Source organism: Clostridium pabulibutyricum (assembly GCF_058242705.1).
Window position 1 is genome coordinate 1 of sequence record NZ_JBZAYZ010000001.1, and the last position, 16730, is coordinate 16730.

At 35.8% G+C, this 16730-nt stretch carries 17 protein-coding genes and 3 pseudogenes; 15 read left to right on the forward strand and 5 right to left on the reverse strand.

The genetic code is table 11. The features are described from left to right. A partial coding sequence (locus tag AC4CVH_RS00005) for an ISNCY family transposase (protein ID WP_490786292.1) occupies positions 1 to 1255 on the reverse strand: 1255 nt, incomplete at its 3' end. Between the two features lie 593 nt (positions 1256 to 1848). Here AC4CVH_RS00005 and AC4CVH_RS00010 point away from each other — a divergent pair. The 3 genes from AC4CVH_RS00010 to AC4CVH_RS00020 all read left to right on the forward strand — a co-directional run bounded on the left by AC4CVH_RS00010 (position 1849) and on the right by AC4CVH_RS00020 (position 5738). Beyond that, the gene (locus AC4CVH_RS00010) at positions 1849 to 3333 is read left to right on the forward strand and encodes an Lsa family ABC-F type ribosomal protection protein (protein WP_490785665.1); all 1485 of its coding nucleotides are present in this window, start codon (positions 1849 to 1851) and stop codon (positions 3331 to 3333) included. Between the two features lie 151 nt (positions 3334 to 3484). Further along, on the forward strand, positions 3485 to 4483 hold the full coding sequence (locus tag AC4CVH_RS00015) for a Cfr family 23S rRNA (adenine(2503)-C(8))-methyltransferase (RefSeq protein WP_490785666.1): 999 nt from the start codon (positions 3485 to 3487) through the stop codon (positions 4481 to 4483). Between the two features lie 394 nt (positions 4484 to 4877). Further along, complete coding sequence (locus tag AC4CVH_RS00020) at positions 4878 to 5738, forward strand: hypothetical protein (RefSeq protein ID WP_490785667.1); 861 nt, start codon at positions 4878 to 4880, stop codon at positions 5736 to 5738. A gap of 1 nt (position 5739) precedes the next feature. Here the strand turns inward: AC4CVH_RS00020 and AC4CVH_RS00025 are convergent, their stop codons facing one another. Continuing rightward, entirely contained in the window at positions 5740 to 6036 is a 297-nt protein-coding gene (locus tag AC4CVH_RS00025) for a hypothetical protein (protein ID WP_490785668.1), read from the reverse strand. A 215-nt stretch (positions 6037 to 6251) separates the two neighbouring features. On the opposite strand from AC4CVH_RS00025, the gene AC4CVH_RS00030 reads away from it, so the two are divergent. The 8 genes and pseudogenes from AC4CVH_RS00030 to AC4CVH_RS00065 all read left to right on the forward strand — a co-directional run bounded on the left by AC4CVH_RS00030 (position 6252) and on the right by AC4CVH_RS00065 (position 11443). Then, entirely contained in the window at positions 6252 to 6983 is a 732-nt protein-coding gene (locus tag AC4CVH_RS00030; protein WP_490785669.1) for a hypothetical protein, read from the forward strand. Between the two features lie 202 nt (positions 6984 to 7185). Continuing rightward, on the forward strand, positions 7186 to 7359 hold the full coding sequence (locus AC4CVH_RS00035; RefSeq protein WP_170065736.1) for a hypothetical protein: 174 nt from the start codon (positions 7186 to 7188) through the stop codon (positions 7357 to 7359). Then, on the forward strand, positions 7359 to 7922 hold the full coding sequence (locus AC4CVH_RS00040) for an ATPase (RefSeq protein ID WP_039652139.1): 564 nt from the start codon (positions 7359 to 7361) through the stop codon (positions 7920 to 7922). Before AC4CVH_RS00035 ends, AC4CVH_RS00040 begins: the two co-directional genes overlap by 1 nt. 386 nt (positions 7923 to 8308) lie before the next feature. After that, a pseudogene (locus AC4CVH_RS00045) lies at positions 8309 to 8877 on the forward strand (lactate utilization protein). A 166-nt stretch (positions 8878 to 9043) separates the two neighbouring features. Continuing rightward, positions 9044 to 9589: a GNAT family N-acetyltransferase gene (locus AC4CVH_RS00050; RefSeq protein ID WP_490785670.1), complete on the forward strand. Its 546-nt coding sequence runs from the start codon at positions 9044 to 9046 to the stop codon at positions 9587 to 9589. Beyond that, positions 9586 to 10083, forward strand: coding sequence for an AAA family ATPase (locus AC4CVH_RS00055; protein ID WP_490785671.1), 498 nt, complete (start codon positions 9586 to 9588; stop codon positions 10081 to 10083). Before AC4CVH_RS00050 ends, AC4CVH_RS00055 begins: the two co-directional genes overlap by 4 nt. A 39-nt stretch (positions 10084 to 10122) precedes the next feature. Next, positions 10123 to 10686, forward strand: coding sequence for a GrpB family protein (locus AC4CVH_RS00060; protein ID WP_490785672.1), 564 nt, complete (start codon positions 10123 to 10125; stop codon positions 10684 to 10686). Continuing rightward, a pseudogene (locus AC4CVH_RS00065) lies at positions 10683 to 11443 on the forward strand (MBL fold metallo-hydrolase). Before AC4CVH_RS00060 ends, AC4CVH_RS00065 begins: the two are co-directional and overlap by 4 nt. 25 nt (positions 11444 to 11468) lie before the next feature. Here the strand turns inward: AC4CVH_RS00065 and AC4CVH_RS00070 are convergent. Both AC4CVH_RS00070 and AC4CVH_RS00075 read right to left on the reverse strand, forming a co-directional pair. After that, entirely contained in the window at positions 11469 to 11975 is a 507-nt protein-coding gene (locus tag AC4CVH_RS00070) for a recombinase zinc ribbon domain-containing protein (RefSeq protein WP_490785673.1), read from the reverse strand. 41 nt (positions 11976 to 12016) lie between these two features. Then, a protein-coding gene (locus tag AC4CVH_RS00075) for an IS3 family transposase (protein WP_490786293.1) occupies positions 12017 to 13155 on the reverse strand; the annotation gives its coding sequence in 2 pieces (ribosomal slippage) (positions 12017 to 12882 and positions 12882 to 13155; 1140 coding nt in all). A gap of 359 nt (positions 13156 to 13514) precedes the next feature. Between AC4CVH_RS00075 and AC4CVH_RS00080 the strand changes: the two genes are divergently transcribed. The 4 genes and pseudogenes from AC4CVH_RS00080 to AC4CVH_RS00095 form a co-directional block, all read left to right on the forward strand. Next, positions 13515 to 14060 (forward strand): hypothetical protein, encoded by a 546-nt coding sequence (locus tag AC4CVH_RS00080; RefSeq protein ID WP_490785674.1) that lies wholly within the window; start codon positions 13515 to 13517, stop codon positions 14058 to 14060. A 145-nt stretch (positions 14061 to 14205) separates the two neighbouring features. Next, positions 14206 to 14460: a hypothetical protein gene (locus AC4CVH_RS00085; RefSeq protein ID WP_490785675.1), complete on the forward strand. Its 255-nt coding sequence runs from the start codon at positions 14206 to 14208 to the stop codon at positions 14458 to 14460. A 9-nt stretch (positions 14461 to 14469) separates the two neighbouring features. Further along, a complete protein-coding gene (locus tag AC4CVH_RS00090; RefSeq protein ID WP_490785676.1) occupies positions 14470 to 14655 on the forward strand; it encodes a cysteine-rich KTR domain-containing protein in 186 nt (61 codons plus the stop codon). A gap of 1014 nt (positions 14656 to 15669) precedes the next feature. Beyond that, positions 15670 to 15881 (forward strand): annotated as a pseudogene (locus AC4CVH_RS00095) (IS110 family RNA-guided transposase); the annotation flags it as partial. A 638-nt stretch (positions 15882 to 16519) separates the two neighbouring features. Here AC4CVH_RS00095 and AC4CVH_RS00100 read toward each other — a convergent pair. After that, entirely contained in the window at positions 16520 to 16702 is a 183-nt protein-coding gene (locus AC4CVH_RS00100) for a hypothetical protein (protein WP_490785677.1), read from the reverse strand. Positions 16703 to 16730: the final 28 nt, after the last annotated feature.

The window sequence follows — 16730 nt, forward strand, 5'->3', positions numbered from 1 at the left end:
TTGCAAGATCAAAATTTTTTGATGAAGGAACATGCTCTGGAAGCAATTCAAGCACATAAACTTTTTCATTAACACAAAAGTATAGATCATTGTTAAATGCCTTTATTACTATACCGCAGGTACCTTTATGGTAATATACCGGGTGACCATTAGCATCTACTGGAAGATAATATCCTTTATTGTATTTTACACAACTCCCGTTGTCTATTTTCCTACTAGAAAGCACACCAAGAATTAAATTGATTTTTTCAATATCAGGTTGCGTTTCAAATACAGATTTGATATTATCAACAGGTAAAGCAAATCGAGCATTGAATTTTTTTATGTAGGAGTTTAAAAATTCATTTGCCTGCTCAATTGTGCTTATACCAGCTAAACGCAATTCGATAGGAAGTCGTGATTGCAGTGTGTGGAACATTCGTTCCACACGCCCCTTGGCTTGTGGAATACTGCTGGTTTTAATCTCAATTCCTAACTGCTTGCAGGCATAACCGAATTGAGTAAAAGTGTCCTCTTCGATAGAAGGGGATTTTTTTTGCTTATACTCAAAAACTGTACGCCTATCGGTGTAAAACATATAAGGAATACCGTAGGTTTTCAGTATTTGCTCAAGTACATGGTAATAGCCATTTAGCGTTTCTTGAGCATCGAAATAAGCACCTACAATAACACCTGTGGCATCGTCCACAGCTATATGGAGCTGACTTTTTTCTTCGCCAAACCAAGGATGAAGAGAAGCATCCATTTGAAGCATTTCGCCAAAATAAGCACATCTAGGACGCCTGGGATGGGCATCTTCTATATCAAGAATAGCACTTTGAATAATAGCAGCTTCTTTTTTTGATTTGGTGTCTTTTTGTAAATCTCTAAGCTTATCATGTAAAGCTTTCTTAGAAGAACGTTTTGCCTTAGGAGACAGGATGAATTCCCGCAAAAGGATGGAACGTACAGTCGTTGGTGAGACCTTTATTCCTTCAAATTCTTCTAACAGTTCAGAAAAATGTGTTAGATTTGAGCCTTCATATTTTGTTTTGTATAAATCAACGATGTCCTGTTTTACAGAGTTATCTATGGTATGAGCTGGCTTCTTTCCACGGTTGCCATGAATAAAAAAAGCCTTTCCTTTTTCCTTATATCCCTTAATCATTCTGTTTATATGTCTAACAGTGCAGCCTAACTCAATTGCAGCTCTCTGCTTGTTACCATTACTATCTATTAACTTCTTAATAACTTTATATTTTAATTCTTCATTCATTTTTAAATATACCTTTCTAATCATGTCCACCTCATTTCTTTGTCATGAGGTTTATTATATTATAAATTTGCTTTTTGGGACATAATCAACTTTGGTATACTAAGACATTATCATCTTTCGTTCATACAGCAAAGTAGTTGATTCAAGCTTTTGTTGATTTTTTCAATATATAGTGATACAATGTAAAAAAGTTAAAGTTTGAGGTGAAAAGATGATTTAGTTTTCTTGCTAATTTTTAAAGTACAATTGACAAAAAGATAAAAGGATGTATTTTGTTTATTTTGTCGTACTTATGCAAGAAAGTTATTCTTTTTTCTCTTAATATATACTCTTGTGTTATGCTATAATGATTAGCTTAATTAGTATATCTATGAGCTGTAAGAATGATAATTTCTTGCGGCTCTTATTTTTTATAGATAATAGAATAAGGAGGATAATTAATATTATGAAAAACAAAGACACTTTGCTAACACATGATAATCTCCATATAAAGCCGTATACTGAAGGCGACATTTATATGGAGTAAATAAACACAGTCGCCTGTTGTTCCGACTTTGTTGTTTATACTATTAATTACAGAGGAGGACAAAAATATGTCTTTAATAAATGTTACAAACCTAACCTTTGCTTATGAAGATAGTTATGATAATATTTTTGAAAATGTAAGTTTCCAAATTGATACAGATTGGAAATTGGGGTTTACCGGAAGAAATGGAAGGGGAAAAACCACTTTTTTAAATCTCCTACTTGGGAAATACGAATATAATGGAAATATTTCAGCTGATGTGACTTTTGAATATTTTCCTTATAAGGTGCAGGAACAAGGAAATTTCACCATAGATATTATAAGGGAAATCAGTCCAAATTCAATGGATTGGGAAATAATTAAAGAATTATCATTGTTAGATATGGATTATGATGCTTTATATAGACAATTTTATAAACTATCTAAAGGAGAGCAGACCAAAGCATTACTAGCTGCTATGTTTTTAAAGGAGAACTCCTTCTTACTTATTGATGAGCCTACAAATCATTTGGATGTTGAAGCTAGAAAAAAACTAAGCAATTATTTAAAAAAGAAGAAAGGATTTATTCTGATTTCACATGATAGGTATTTTTTAGATAATTGCGTTGACCATATTTTGGCCATTAATAGAACTAATATTGAGATACAGAAAGGAAATTTTTCTTCATGGTGGAGAAATAAAGAATTACAAGATGGCTTCGAACTAGCAGAAAACGAAAAATTGAAGAAGAATATTAGCCGGCTTTCCAGTTCAGCAAAACGTACATCTGCATGGTCAGATAGTGTTGAAAGCAGTAAATATGGAGCTACTAATTATGGGAGCAAATTGGATAAAGGGTATGTTGGACATAAAGCTGCAAAAATGATGAAGCGTGCTAAAAATATAGAAGCTAGACAACAGAATATGATTGAGGAAAAATCAAGGCTTCTTAAAAATATTGAATCCAGTGAAAGCTTAAAAATAGTACCGCTTACTTTCCATGGTAAAAAGCTTGTGGAACTTGCGGATGTTTCAATTCAATATGATAATAGAATTATCTGTGAAGCAGTAAGCTTCACCATAGAGCAGGGTGAAAGAATTGCTATTCAAGGAAAAAACGGCAGTGGGAAATCAAGTATATTGAAATTAATTTATGGAGAAAAAATCCCGCATAATGGAATTGTGAGGAAAAGTAGTCAGTTGATTATTTCTTATGTTTCACAAGATACATCAGATTTATATGGTAACTTGTCTGAATACGCAGATAAATATTGTATTGAAGAAAGCTTATTTAAATCAATTCTTAGAAAGCTTGATTTTTCAAGAGAGCAGTTTGAAAAGAATATCCAGGATTTTAGTGGAGGACAGAAAAAAAAGGTATTGATTGCAAGAAGTTTGTGTGAACAGGCACATTTATATATTTGGGATGAACCATTGAATTTTATCGATGTAATTTCTCGTATGCAGATTGAGAAATTGTTAATTGAATATCAGCCCACAATTTTATTTGTTGAGCATGATATTGCATTTTGTGAAAATGTTGCAACAAAAACTATAAAATTGAAGGGATAGAATGGAATTAATATGTTTAATATGAATATACAAGTAACACATAATAGGCTCCATGCAAAGTCAGATGTTTTAGGCGACATTTGCATGGAGTAGTATAAGTCGCCAATGCTGGCTTTGCTTCCTAACTATTAATAGCGAGGAGGAAGCCTACATGAAGCAGACAAAAACAAAATATGAAAAAATAAAACAAATAGTATCAGATTTAAATTTACCAAATTATAGATATATACAGCTTTCAAAAGCTATTTTTCGTCAAAGGATAGATAATTTTGATGATATGGCTATGTTGCCAAAAGTATTAAGGATAGCTTTAACAAATGAGTTTGGAAATAATGTATCTAGCTTAATACCTGTTTTTTCACAACATTCTAAGCAAGCTGAAAAATTGTTATTTGAATTGACAGACGGAAAGAGAATAGAGGCTGTTCGATTACAGTATAAACAGGGGTGGGAATCGTTTTGTATTTCTTCTCAATGTGGTTGCGGTTTTGGATGCCGTTTTTGTGCAACTGGAAGTACTGGATTTAAACGAAATCTCACTGCTGATGAGATAACTGATCAATTACTTTATTTTTATTTCTATAGACATAGTTTGAATAGTGTTTCATTTATGGGAATGGGTGAGGCTTTTGCAAATCCAGAGTTATTTGGTTTAAGTCAACGAAGAATTACGATTTCAACAATTGGTGTTATACCAGGAATTCAAAAATTGACCAAAGAATTTCCACAAGTAAATCTCATTTTCTCACTTCATTCACCATTTGAAAGTCAACGAAGCGATTTAATGCCTATAAATGAAAGATTTCCATTGCATGAGGTAATGAAGACATTAGATGAACATATTATTCATACGGGACGAAGAGTATTTCTTGCGTATATTATGCTTGAAGGGATTAATGATTCTAAAGAACATGCAAAGGCAGTTATAGGTTTGTTGAAAAATCGTGGTTCATGGGAGTATTTATATCATATTGATTTGATACCTTATAATTCTACGAATAAAACAACTTTTAAATTTCAATCATCGAGTGCTATCAACCAGTTTTGCAGTACATTAAAGGAGGCAGGCATTAGTGCAACTGTTAGGACACAATTTGGTTCTGAAATTGGTGCTACCTGCGGACAATTGTATTGTGAAAATGAATTGTGATGTTGGTTCGAAAATATTATTCTAAGAATAAGCCCTCTCAATTAAAAAAGAGGGCTAATTTTTAAGTGTTGACTTTCTATCAAAATACGTGTGGATATGATAATTTCATTAAAAAGCACGGCAGGAAGACTTTAGTAGCTGTGCTCTTATTAGTGTAGGTTTATTATATACTCTAAAAACTGCTATATCTTTCAAGTTAATTTTAGAAGCTTTTAAGAGGCTGTAATTGAATAATGAAATTCAAGAGTCGGTTAAGGCGAGCAATCATCTTAATTGGATTTTTTGTTTTTACATATAGGTAATTTTATTGTTGCTGACAGTCTATGTCAGTATGAATGTATATAATAGAAAGTGTAATATATAAATATAAATGTTGAGGACAGGGGTGTGTGGTGTGAATTATGAGGATATGGACAAAAAAACGGAAGTGAACAAAATGAAAAAAGTTATTATTGGGATTATCACATTATTGGTTATTGTTGCAGGTGGTTGTGGTTATTACTTTGGTGTATATTTACCACGTGAAAAAGCCGTTACTCAGTTTGATAATGCAAAGAAAAAAGTTGAAACAGAAAATAAAAAACTGCAAATATTAATTGATGGTTCTGAGAAGTTGATAAATTCTAAGAAAGAAGCCTATGATACATCGGCATTAGATAAGCTAAAATCAGCTGATGACAGTGCCAAGAAAGCATTAGTATCTGTTCCCAAAGTTCCTAAAAAGACTGATGCAATCGAAAAAGCTACCAAAGAATTAGAAAAGCCAATTGACTATTCAATACAAATTAGTGAATTGAAATCAGCTAGCGAAGCATTTGAAAGCAGCGTGAAGCAGCTTAAGCAAATTACGAATCCAACAAGTGATTTTGTAATTCAAAGATTGAAGGAAGTATCTTCAATCACAGGAACACAAGCAGTAACAGAAAATAACGATCCAAACGGTAATCTTAATAAACAAGGTGGATATACTGCTGCAGTTTATTTCACTGACAAAAATGTAATTGAAGAAGTGGATGGCAAAGATATTGTTGATAAAGGAACTGATGCAGGTGGATGTATTGAAGTCTATCCAACTAAGAAAGATGCAGAAACCCGTAACGCTTACCTAGCAGCGTTTGATGGAGCAGAAATGTTTAATTCTGGTTCTCACGAAGTACATGGAACAGTTGTGATCAGAACTTCAACCAATTTAACAGCGGCACAGCAAAAGGATTTGACAAAACAAATTCTTGACAAGTTGATTGAGTTGAAATAGTTTATACCAAGAGCAATGGGTCGGTGTTTGACTCCCGGCTTATCTTGTGATCAGGAAAGGCTGGATAGTATTCCCATAAGTATTCATGTCCTTTCCTAAAAATTGGCATAAGAAAAGCACCTATCTTTCGATAGATGCTTTTGAGAATTAATATTCTATTCTTTATATCGTCCATACATTTGTTAATTTCAGTATCAAATTGTTTTTTGGTAAGTGAACCAAAGACAGTTGGAGCATTTGCAGGCAGTTTTATTTCAAATGGAATACCGCGTTGCAGTACAACTTGTCTTAAAAACATTCCTAAAATCGGCTTGTTGTAGTTATATAAGCTGATTTTTTATTACCTAGAATTAAAATGATTTGAGTTGATAAAATGATGCGCTTTTATGCCCGGGCAGGAATAATGTAATATAGAGAATCAATAATTATATGATTTATATTCAAAAATTTTAAATATTTAACTCTATTAAATTTCATGATATACTGAAATTAGTTATAGCAGATTCAAAACTATTGGCTAGTTTTAAGGCAATAGTAGTTTTGGGAGCGGTAATGATTATGTGTGTAAAAATCAGCAAATATTTAAAAGGGTATCGAAACAAGTACTCAGTGGATTATTGCTCTGACAATGGGAACAAAATACATCTGTTTGATTTTGATGAGAAAGAAATATTCCATGCTGAGGAGACTGGGGATTCATCGTTTTATAGGTATGACATAATGAGTCTTTTAGAAGAATTTAAGGTATTTGATAAGGTACAAGATAAGTTGAATGTACAGAAAAAGTCTTTTGAGCGAATGGTAATAGAGTCAGTTGAGGATTTTTATGAGTATGAGTTCAAAGATAATTTCACTAAAAACCAGTATAGGTTGCATTTGCGTAAGGAAAAAGAAAATGAGATTATAAAGGATATGATATATTATGAAGAAGAATATGATGAAAATTTCAATGATGAAGAACATTTCAAAAAATGGTATGTAAATATAATCAACTATAACTACAATACAAATTTCAATACATATAATGAGGCTAAAAGATTTTACAAATCTCAAGGATGGAAAGAAATTAACAAGCAGAGGAATTCTAATCCTTATCATCTGACAGCGGAGGAAAGTGAACTTTTTAAGGAACTGCTTAAAGCAGGATTTACTAAACTTGCAAAAAAATATCATCTAGATGTAAAAGGTGACAGTGAGAAAATGAAAATGTTGAATTCTTTAAAAGAGAAACTTAAAAACGATTAAGTTTATTTACTATTTAATTAAAGTCTGTATCTAAAAATAAAAAAGTTAAGCATGTGCCAAAATGGTTGAAGAAGTTATTGCTCTTTAATAAAGAAAAGTGAGATTCCTGAAAATTTAAATTCAGTTAAGTACAGCTATTTATGGGAGCATTATATTAGGGTACAATATAGTATAAAGATATATTTATCGAAGGGGAATCGTTATGGAAAAAATAAATCAGCAAAGTAGTTTGTATAAGCAGTTTCTTAGGTATTCATATGAGGATTTAAAAGAACTGTTTAAAAAATCAAAGACAAAAGAAGAACAAGATTTTTATGCTGCTTTATCGGATTTAGTGCTTCAAAGAGAGCAAAAAAAGGTGATAGGTAAAGAGTAATGGCTACTTATACTATATTTGCAGGAGTAAATGGGGCTGGAAAAACGTCCATATATAGATCTATTTATTATGAAAGAGATAAAAATCAAAAAAGAATAAATACGGATGAAATGGTAGCAAGAATAGGTTCGTGGAAAGATAATAATCTTCAAATTAGATGTGCAAGAGAGGCTATAAGGCTTATAAATTATTATATTGAAAATCATATATCATTTAATCAGGAGACTACTCTTTCAGGTAAAAGCATTATCAGAAATATAAAAAAAGCGAGGCAAGAAGGGTTTTATGTAGTTATGAATTATATTGGAGTTGATAATTGCGATATAGCAAAAGAAAGAGTTAAGATTAGAGTTATGAAAGGCGGACATGGCATTTCTGAGAGAGATATAGAAAGAAGATACTATGAATCATTGAATAATTTAAAAAAGATACTAGGTATATGTAATGAAATAAATATATATGATAATACAAATGAATTTAAATATGTAGCCTATATATGCAACGGAACAGTTAAATGGCAAAGGAATACAATTTCCAACTGGAGTAGAAAGATTCTGCAATAAGGGGGGGGTACATCTTTACGCAAAAGCCAATATTTCTGCATAATTATATCAAAGGCTTGTCTACTGGCATGTGGAGACGGTAGTATTGATGTCAAGGGTAGAAAATTGAATGTACGGAAAACACAGTAATACTGGTGCTTCCGGGGTTTGCGGGCAAAATTCCGGTGCGCCGAAAACGGCGGAATATCGCTTTGAGGGAACAAGTCCAGAGGGTTGATTTCGGTCGTGAGTGAACGATATTGATGTCAGTGCTCGGCGAGAGAACAGGATAGATGTTTCGGTGCTTTTGGGGTTGGTGTGTGAACAGAATTGATGTTTGTGAGTTTTGGCGTGGCGTGGGAACAGGTCCGTATATTAGTGTGTCGATAAGCGCTTGGGAGAGAAATATGCAGGGTACCATCAAAGAGACAATAGACAATTTAGGCAAAAATCACATGGCCGGATACTATGTGGAATCCATCTTTCAATTGCATAAGCTGATTCGGAATTTGATGCCCGAAGGGCAGACCGGCGTGTATGAATATGTCAGGAATCATCATTACAATTTTTGGGATAAGCATCGGGAAAGCTTGAGTCACGAGGAAAAACGGGAAATTTACCTCCGAAACTTCCGTGCGGACACGTTTTTAACGGGAATCAATGCCGTGACCGTAGACGGCAAACTATTTAATATTGATGGAAACGGCAGTCGTGTTGCGCCGATTATTTATGGACCAAAACAGGTGATTGCTGTTGTAGGAACGAATAAGATTGTAAAATCTGTAGATCACGCCGCCAGATTGCCGCACTACTGGATGCAAAACGACTTGGAAAAGAAACTCCATGTACAACATTGGGCCGGTGTATTGATTGTCATCATTCCCAGCGGATTTGCAATTATTTCGTACTGATAACTGGTCAATTTGAGAAGGAACGAATTAATGTCATATTCATTGATGGAAATTATGGCTATTGAAGTTAAGGAAGATTGCGGCTTCTTTTGAAACATACGCATCCATTACAGCCAGGCCTTTTTTTGAAAAGCTTGGGTACACCGTGCAGGCTGAAAATATCGCCGTCAGAGGAGATGTTTCCCTGACGAATTTCAGAATGACAAAAGTATATAGAAAGGCTACGAGGTTATGGAACTGCAAACAAAGCGATTGATATTACGGACTTGGCAAGAAACGGATGCCGAGAGTTTATACGAATATGCAAAGGATCCGGACATTGGACCCATTGCCGGGTGGCCGTCCCATAAAAGTGTTGAAGAAAGTCGTTCTGTGATAAAGGAATATTTTAATGGGCAGGAATGTTATGCCGTTTGTTTGAAAAAGGTTCCTGCGGCGATTGGCTGTATTGAGTTGAAGCTTAACGGTCACACGGATATGACGGATAAAGATGATGAATGCGAACTTGGTTACTGGATCGGAAAAAGGTTCTGGGGGCAAGGGCTGATTCCTGAAGCAGCCAAAGAACTGCTTCGTCACGGATTTGAAGATTTGGGAATGAACATCATCTGGTGCGGGTATTATGACGGCAACGCAAAGTCAAAACGAGTGCAGGAAAAGCTGAGGTTTCTTTATCATCATACCTGTGATACGGTGCCTGTTCCACTTTTGAGAGAAACCAGAACAGAACATACGAATTATTTGACAATGGAGCGCTGGCGTACAGAGTCGTTATGAAAGATATTTATTTAACCAGTGGCACCATGGGTATAGGTAAAACTACAACTTGCCGTATAATGAAACACAAACTTGAAAACAGCGTATTCCTTGATGGGGACTGGTGCTGGGACATGCATCCATTTCAAGTGACTGATGGGACGAAGCAAATGGTGATGAGAAATATTTGCTTTATCTTAAACAGCTTTATCAAATGCTCCGCTTTTGAACATATTGTGTTTTGCTGGGTTATGCATGAGCAAGGCATTATTGACGAAATTCTTTCACATCTTGATACAACGGAATTCCGTGTTCATCTGATATCGCTGATCTGTGATAAGCAGACGTTGCAAGCCCGGTTAGGCAAGGATATGGATGCGGGTATTCGCACGGGGGATATCATCCGTAAAAGCGTAGAACGTATTCCTCTTTATGAAGTATTAAGCACGGTTAAAGTGGACGTGTCAAAGAGAACTCCGGAACAAACGGCGAATTTTATTATCGAGAATTGTTAATCAGGTGAATACAGGGGAAACCGAAAGGTAGGTGTCGTGGTGCCTAAACCATTATCTGAAATGACGCTTCAGGAACTGTGGGAACTGTTTCCCATTCAGCTGACGGAGTACAAAACATACTGGAAAGACTGGTACCGGGAGGAGCGGGCGTTTCTGTCCTCTTTTTTGACGAAAGACGTTCAGATTGCACATATCGGCAGTACCGCCATTGATAGCATCTGGGCGAAACCGATTGTTGACATCCTAGCAGAGGCACCGCTTGCGGAGCATGAGACAATTAAAAAACTCTTGCTGGAAAACGGTTATCTCTGTATGGCTCAAAGCGAAAAGCGTATGGATTTTAATAAAGGCTACACGCCGGAAGGCTTTGCCGAGCGGGTGTTTCACTTGCATCTGCGGGATTTCGGCGACCACGACGAGCTTTATTTCCGGGACTACTTGAACGAGCATCTCGAAACGGCAAAGGAATATGAAACCTTGAAGCTGTCCTTATGGAAACACTATGAGCATGACCGGGACGGCTATATGGAGCAGAAAACCAGTTTTGTCCGAAAGGTTACAGAGCAAGCTTTCGCGCGATATGGAAATGAAAAATATCCATGAATGATTGGTTTACAATAGACCGCATTGATGCGGATACATATATCATCAGCGAATACAGGCATTGGGAAGAAACACACTGTTATCTTCTAAACGGGAACAAACGAAGTTTGCTCGTCGACACCGGGCTTGGTATTTGCAATATTTCAGAAGAAGTGAAAAAGCTGACGGACAAACCGGTTACCGCCATCGCTTCCCATATTCATTGGGATCATATCGGAGGACACAAGTACTATCCGGATTTTTACGCACACAAGGAAGAACTGGACTGGCTTTCCGGCGGATTTCCTCTGAGCATGGAAACAATCCGTGCTATGGTGCTTGACCGTTGTGACTTACCGGATGGCTATGATGTGAACACCTATAAATTTTTTAGGGTATGCCCGCGAAAATTTTGCATGATTACGACACCATTGACCTTGGCGGCAGGGTGATCGAAGTCCTGCATACACCGGGACATTCGCCGGGGCATATGTGCTTCTGGTAAAAAGAAAGGGGCTATCTTTTTACCGGGGATCTTGTTTATAAGGACACGTTGTTCGCATACTATCCTTCCACAGACCCAGAAGCTTATCTGAAATCATTGGAAAAGATCTCTGCTTTGCTGGTGAGACGGGTATTTCCCGCGCATCACACTCTTGATATCCACCCGGAAATCTTAGTCCGAATGCGTGATGCGTTCCGGCACATCAAAGCCGAAGGAAAACTGCATCACAGCAGCGGAACATTCGATTATGGTAATTGGGCTGTGTGGCTGTAACTTTGGATACAATAGGCAAAGCACCTTACGATGTAATTTCTGTGGGCTGTTCCCGCAGAAAAGCGCTCATGTCGGCGATGCGCTTCTTAACCTCGTCACGATTGGCGCTTTCTATCAGAGCCTTCTGCTTTTCGTCCCGCAGGCGGTAAATCTCTTTGCCGACTTTTTCATAATCCGCATTGGACGAGGCCAGCTTCAGAAGCTCCGCCTGCAGTTCCTTCAAGCGCTTTTCAATGTCGGCGAGCGCCCGGTCGTTCCCGTGGCTAAGGACAGTTTCAATATTTTTCTGCAAAATGTCAAGGAAATCGTCCTTGTCGCAGAGCGTCCGGTTGATGGCTTTGACCAGCACCTGCTCCAGCTGGCTTTCCGGCACGGTGCGGGCGTCGCAGTACAGGCCGGTGTTCTCCAGCCGGCTGATGCACCGCCAGACAATCGACTTTTTGCCACGGTTGTACCAGTGAATCCGGCGGTAAAACTCCACGCAGCCGCCGCAGTAGATGATGTTCGACAGGCAGTGACAGCTGCTGAACACCCGGTTTTTCCCGTTCGGACTTTTGGAATGTCAACATTTTTCTAGACAACTTTTTTAAGGTTATTTAGCTTAAATTGATATAGGGTTACATATCCAAGAGATGAATGAATTCTATAGTTATTGAACCAGTTAACATAATCCGCAAGCTGCCATTTTAACTCATCAAGTGATTCAAATACTTTTCCACGTACAAATTCTGTTTTTATAATTTTAAATGTTGCTTCTGCAACTGCGTTATCATAAGGACATCCTTTCATACTGAGTGAACGTTTAATTTGAAAGGCCCTCATTGCCTCATCTATAATCTTGTTTTTAAACTCATTACCTCTATCTGTATGGAAAATTTCAATATTCCTTAGATCTCCATTGACTCTGGCAAAGGCTTGTTTTACTAATTTTGAATTTTTATGCCTGCCAGCACTATAACCTATAATCTCACGGTTAAAAAGGTCAACAAGTATACAGATATATTCCCATCTGTCTCTAACCCTTACATATGTAAGATCGCTTACTACAACATTCCTGTATGGTTGATTCCTAAATTCCCGTTTAACCAGATTATCTATTTTTGACTGAGTGAATTTATTCACATGTGGTTTGAACTTTAATTTTGTATAACTGGATACAAGAGTATTTTGTTTCATTATTCTGCCTATTCTTCGCCTTGAAACTCTGTATCCTTTTTTCTGTAACTCAACCTTGATTTTTCGTGCTCCATAATTATTGCGGCTTGAGTTAAATATGTCCTTAATCATAGATATAAGAGCATCTTCACTGCCTTTCTTTCTACTTTTATAGTAATAGGTACTTCTTGAGATCTGCAGGACTTTACACATTGCTGATACAGAGTATTTGTGAGAATTCTTCCTTATCACAGTTACTTTCGTCCCAAAATCAGCGCTGCTTGTTTTAAAATATCATTCTCCATCATAAGTTGTTTGTTCTTCCTGCGTAGCTCCATAAGTTCCTGTTCTTCCTTGCTTCGATTATCCTTTTCCTTAAATGACCCCGTATTTTCAGACTGCCTTATCCATCTACTCACCATTGATAATGATAAACTATATTCTCTGGCAATTTCACTTTTCATCTTGCCATTGTGATAGAGCTCTACTATTTGATTCTTAAATTCCGTTGTATAATTATGTCTCTTTTTTGTTTCCTTTTTTTCAGACTGCGTTATTCCTTCGGCAATCCGGGAGCCCTTTATGGTATGAGCAAATGAGTTCAGTAATTCCTCCACTGTTAGTTCACCTCACCAGCAAATTTTACAGTATGGGTATAGGATTGAGAACGAACTAACAATGACTATAAATACGAAAACATAAAAATAGTTGCTTACAAATTTCGTGAACTCGAAATATAATAACTAAAAAGCAATAGTGAGAATGAAAAGGATGGAATGCTTGCCGGTTAGCGAAAAGCGGATGAAACCATCGTACATGTGTGCTGTGTTGACGTTGATACCTTTGGAATATACAGTATTGACTTTATATTATCAATATGATAATATTATAATACAGATAATGAAAGGGTGATGCTATGCCTATTACAACGGAACAGATTATGGATTGTATTGAAAATCCAGTCAAAACAAAAATAATATTTACGCTACAAGAGAAAGGCCCATTAACACCTCAGGACTTGCTAGAGGTGAATGAAGACATACCACAAGCTACTTTGTACCGTGCACTTAAAAGTATGAAAAGTTCTGGCGTTATTGAGGTCGTATCGGAAACTAAAGTGCGAGCTGTTGTTGAAAAAACCTATGCAATAAGCAAGGAATTTTTAAACTTTGAAGACGAGATAGTTAAGAAAAATGACGGAGAAGCTTACTACAAATTGTTCAGTACTTTTGTAATTGAGTTACTTAAGAGATTTGAGGCATATGCTAAGACTAAAGATATTAATATCGTTGGCGATGGTTCAGGTTTTACTGCTATTCCGTTATATGCCACAGTTGAAGAACTTGTTGGATACAGTAAACAAATTACTAAGGTACTTGAGCCTGCAATGACAAGAACATCGAAGGAACAAAAACTATATACACTCGCTACAATTATCACGCCGCCACGTGAAAATGATTAAAGAGAATTAAACATGTAAGGATATCTAAAATGTCATAATAAAATTTAAACTTTTTACTATCAGCATAGTCTATTGTTCTTCTCGCGTCATCTCTATTGCAGTTTTTAAAGTAAAAAAAATGAAAAGGGAAAGGATGAATAACTTCATGATTAACCAAAAAATTGAAATTGATATGTCGAAAGTTATTGCATATTCCGGTATTGTGATAATTACGCATAAGGATTTGGAAAAACTCAAAGCAAGCAATCGAAAAGCCAATATCCAAATGGTTGGATTATTGGTAATCACTAAGGACATTTCTCTCGAGTTAGCCAGAGAGACTATTGAGAGGGTCAAAGTACACGGAATAGTCAAGGCTTCTTCTGAGATAAAACAGTTTTTTCGGGAAATATGCTGTTGAGGTGGACAGATGCAGAATGAATGGGTAATGTGCCCTGTTTGCCAGAGCAAAACGAGGTTAAAAATCCGTGAGGATACGGAGTTGAAAAATTTTCCTCTATTTTGTCCTAAGTGCAAACATGAGACACTAATCAATATAAGTCAAATGAATATATCAGTTATGAAAGAGCCAGACGCGAAGGCGCAGAGCCGATAACACGTATAAGTAAAAATGCGGTTATCGGCTCTTTATTTTTGACAACAACTATTTGCTATGCGATTGCTGACAAGTTGCAATTTATAATAAACCGTTGCTTGTCTAAAATCGTGATTTAAATGACAGCGGTTTTGAAATTGAAAATCAAAGTTATAATTTACTTCTGTAAGATCAGATAGTTATGGGCAATCTCCGACTGCATATAAAATTGGAATTATAAATCTCGATGGAGGAAAATCATTGGTTGAACTGGTGAGTACTATCAATGCTATACCTAGAGAACATTTATGTTGTAGATAATAAGATAATGGTATTAAAATTAAAAATTCCGATATGTGGCTTTTTGATGCTATAATGATGTACTCGCCAAATAAAAAAAACGGCGCTTTGGCGGGTCATTCTCTATGTCTGAATATTTCAGGAATCCCTCCAAACTCGTAAAGTTTGGGGGGATTCCTATAGGTATTGGTCTCTACAGACTGCACCGCTGCGCATACGCCGCAGCGACATTAGGCCATTTGCACAACCGGTACATACTTAGGTGATTTCTTAAAAAAATCCTATGTTTTTCAGCGGATAACTATGCGCATCAGTACGAACCAACAGTACTGGTTAAACATGAAATGATATATAAGAGCGTTCTGACGGGTAAACATGCCTGTAAGTTCGCTCATTTTAGTACCATAAAAGTGTAATTGTTAAACACATCATTAGTGATTTAACACGTACACTTATTTTTTTATAATAAAGGAAAGTAATTGGTCTGTCGAGGCTCTTTTGGATTTTTACATCCATCATGAAAACCGTCAACCACCCCTTACTATAAACATTCGATTAAGCAGGTTGGAACTCATAGATGAGCTTTCGTGTAACGAACTAAAATGAACTGTAATAAGTGTGGATGGGAGAATTACAAATGATTTTAGGAGGTACATGATGATTAGTGTAGGTATTGATGTATCAAAAGGGAAAAGCACAGCATGTATTTTAAAGCCATATGGAGAGATTATTAGTAAAATTAGCAAACGTGGATCATCAATATTACGGAAAATCGGATATGAGACAATGCGAGTGTTAAAGACACATGCGGCGCCAGATGATGATGCAGTATATTGGTATATTCTAAAAAAGAAGCTGAGGGTAAACCCAAACGGGTAGCTAAAATAGCAGGCTTAAATAAATTTTTACGGATTTACTATGTAAGAGTGATGGAAGTTTACCAATAAAAAATAAAGTGGATGTTAAAAAAATACCTTGACTTTTCTTAGCAGGTTTAGTACCATAAAGCCAATATTAATGTTTATAGTAAATGCTTTAACAATGAAAAATACAGTCCAAAAACTGTAAATAGCCATCAAAAGGAAGTTTCATTGCTTACTCCTATGAAACATGGGGTATCTAGCAAAAAACTCCTTTTGGTGTTTGCTTTTGGTGACATCTGTAAAAAAAAGTAAATAATAGAGCAGCAAAAAAACAATAAACATACAACACCTATTGAGTTGTATGTTAATCATAGGTAAAAAGCGTATGGATACCATACGCTTTAATGCAATTGTTTATTCATCTTGCTTTTTTAGGAATTTATCAATTTCATTATCTTCAAACTTATTATTAAAAGAATTGCTTTGCTCAAATATTGAGTATTCATATGGATAAAAACCAAAGAGAACACATGCGGCTAAAGCAATATAGATTGCCCATAAACTTTTTTCATCAGCTTTAAGTATTTTATATTTATGCTTAATCACTTCACTATTATCGGAGTCCAGATATGGATTTGGTGCTTTGTTCTTTTTGATGTTAGCACCTCCTAAATTAATTACAGGTAAAAGCGTATGGCTACCATACGCTTTGGCATAATTGTTTATTTGTCTTGTTTTTTTAATGTTTTATCAATTTTGGTACTTTCTAGTTTATTATTGGAAGAATTGGCTTGCTCAAATATTGGGTGTTCATAAGGATAAAAGCCAAAGGGAACGTATGAGGCTAAAGAATTATAAATAGCACACAAAGCTTTTTTATCAGCTTCAAGTGTTTGTTTATACATTTTTTCCTTCACTTTATTATTATCACAA

Coding starts and splice junctions, on each gene's coding strand:
- AC4CVH_RS00010 (WP_490785665.1), top strand. CDS start 1,849: ATGTCTTTAATAAATGTTACAAACCTAACCTTTGCTTATGAAGATAGT.
- AC4CVH_RS00035 (WP_170065736.1), top strand. CDS start 7,186: ATGGAAAAAATAAATCAGCAAAGTAGTTTGTATAAGCAGTTTCTTAGG.
- AC4CVH_RS00025 (WP_490785668.1), bottom strand. CDS start 6,036: ATGTTTTTAAGACAAGTTGTACTGCAACGCGGTATTCCATTTGAAATA.
- AC4CVH_RS00100 (WP_490785677.1), bottom strand. CDS start 16,702: ATGTATAAACAAACACTTGAAGCTGATAAAAAAGCTTTGTGTGCTATT.
- AC4CVH_RS00090 (WP_490785676.1), top strand. CDS start 14,470: ATGCAGAATGAATGGGTAATGTGCCCTGTTTGCCAGAGCAAAACGAGG.
- AC4CVH_RS00050 (WP_490785670.1), top strand. CDS start 9,044: ATGGAACTGCAAACAAAGCGATTGATATTACGGACTTGGCAAGAAACG.
- AC4CVH_RS00015 (WP_490785666.1), top strand. CDS start 3,485: ATGAAGCAGACAAAAACAAAATATGAAAAAATAAAACAAATAGTATCA.
- AC4CVH_RS00085 (WP_490785675.1), top strand. CDS start 14,206: ATGATTAACCAAAAAATTGAAATTGATATGTCGAAAGTTATTGCATAT.
- AC4CVH_RS00080 (WP_490785674.1), top strand. CDS start 13,515: ATGCCTATTACAACGGAACAGATTATGGATTGTATTGAAAATCCAGTC.
- AC4CVH_RS00040 (WP_039652139.1), top strand. CDS start 7,359: ATGGCTACTTATACTATATTTGCAGGAGTAAATGGGGCTGGAAAAACG.
- AC4CVH_RS00055 (WP_490785671.1), top strand. CDS start 9,586: ATGAAAGATATTTATTTAACCAGTGGCACCATGGGTATAGGTAAAACT.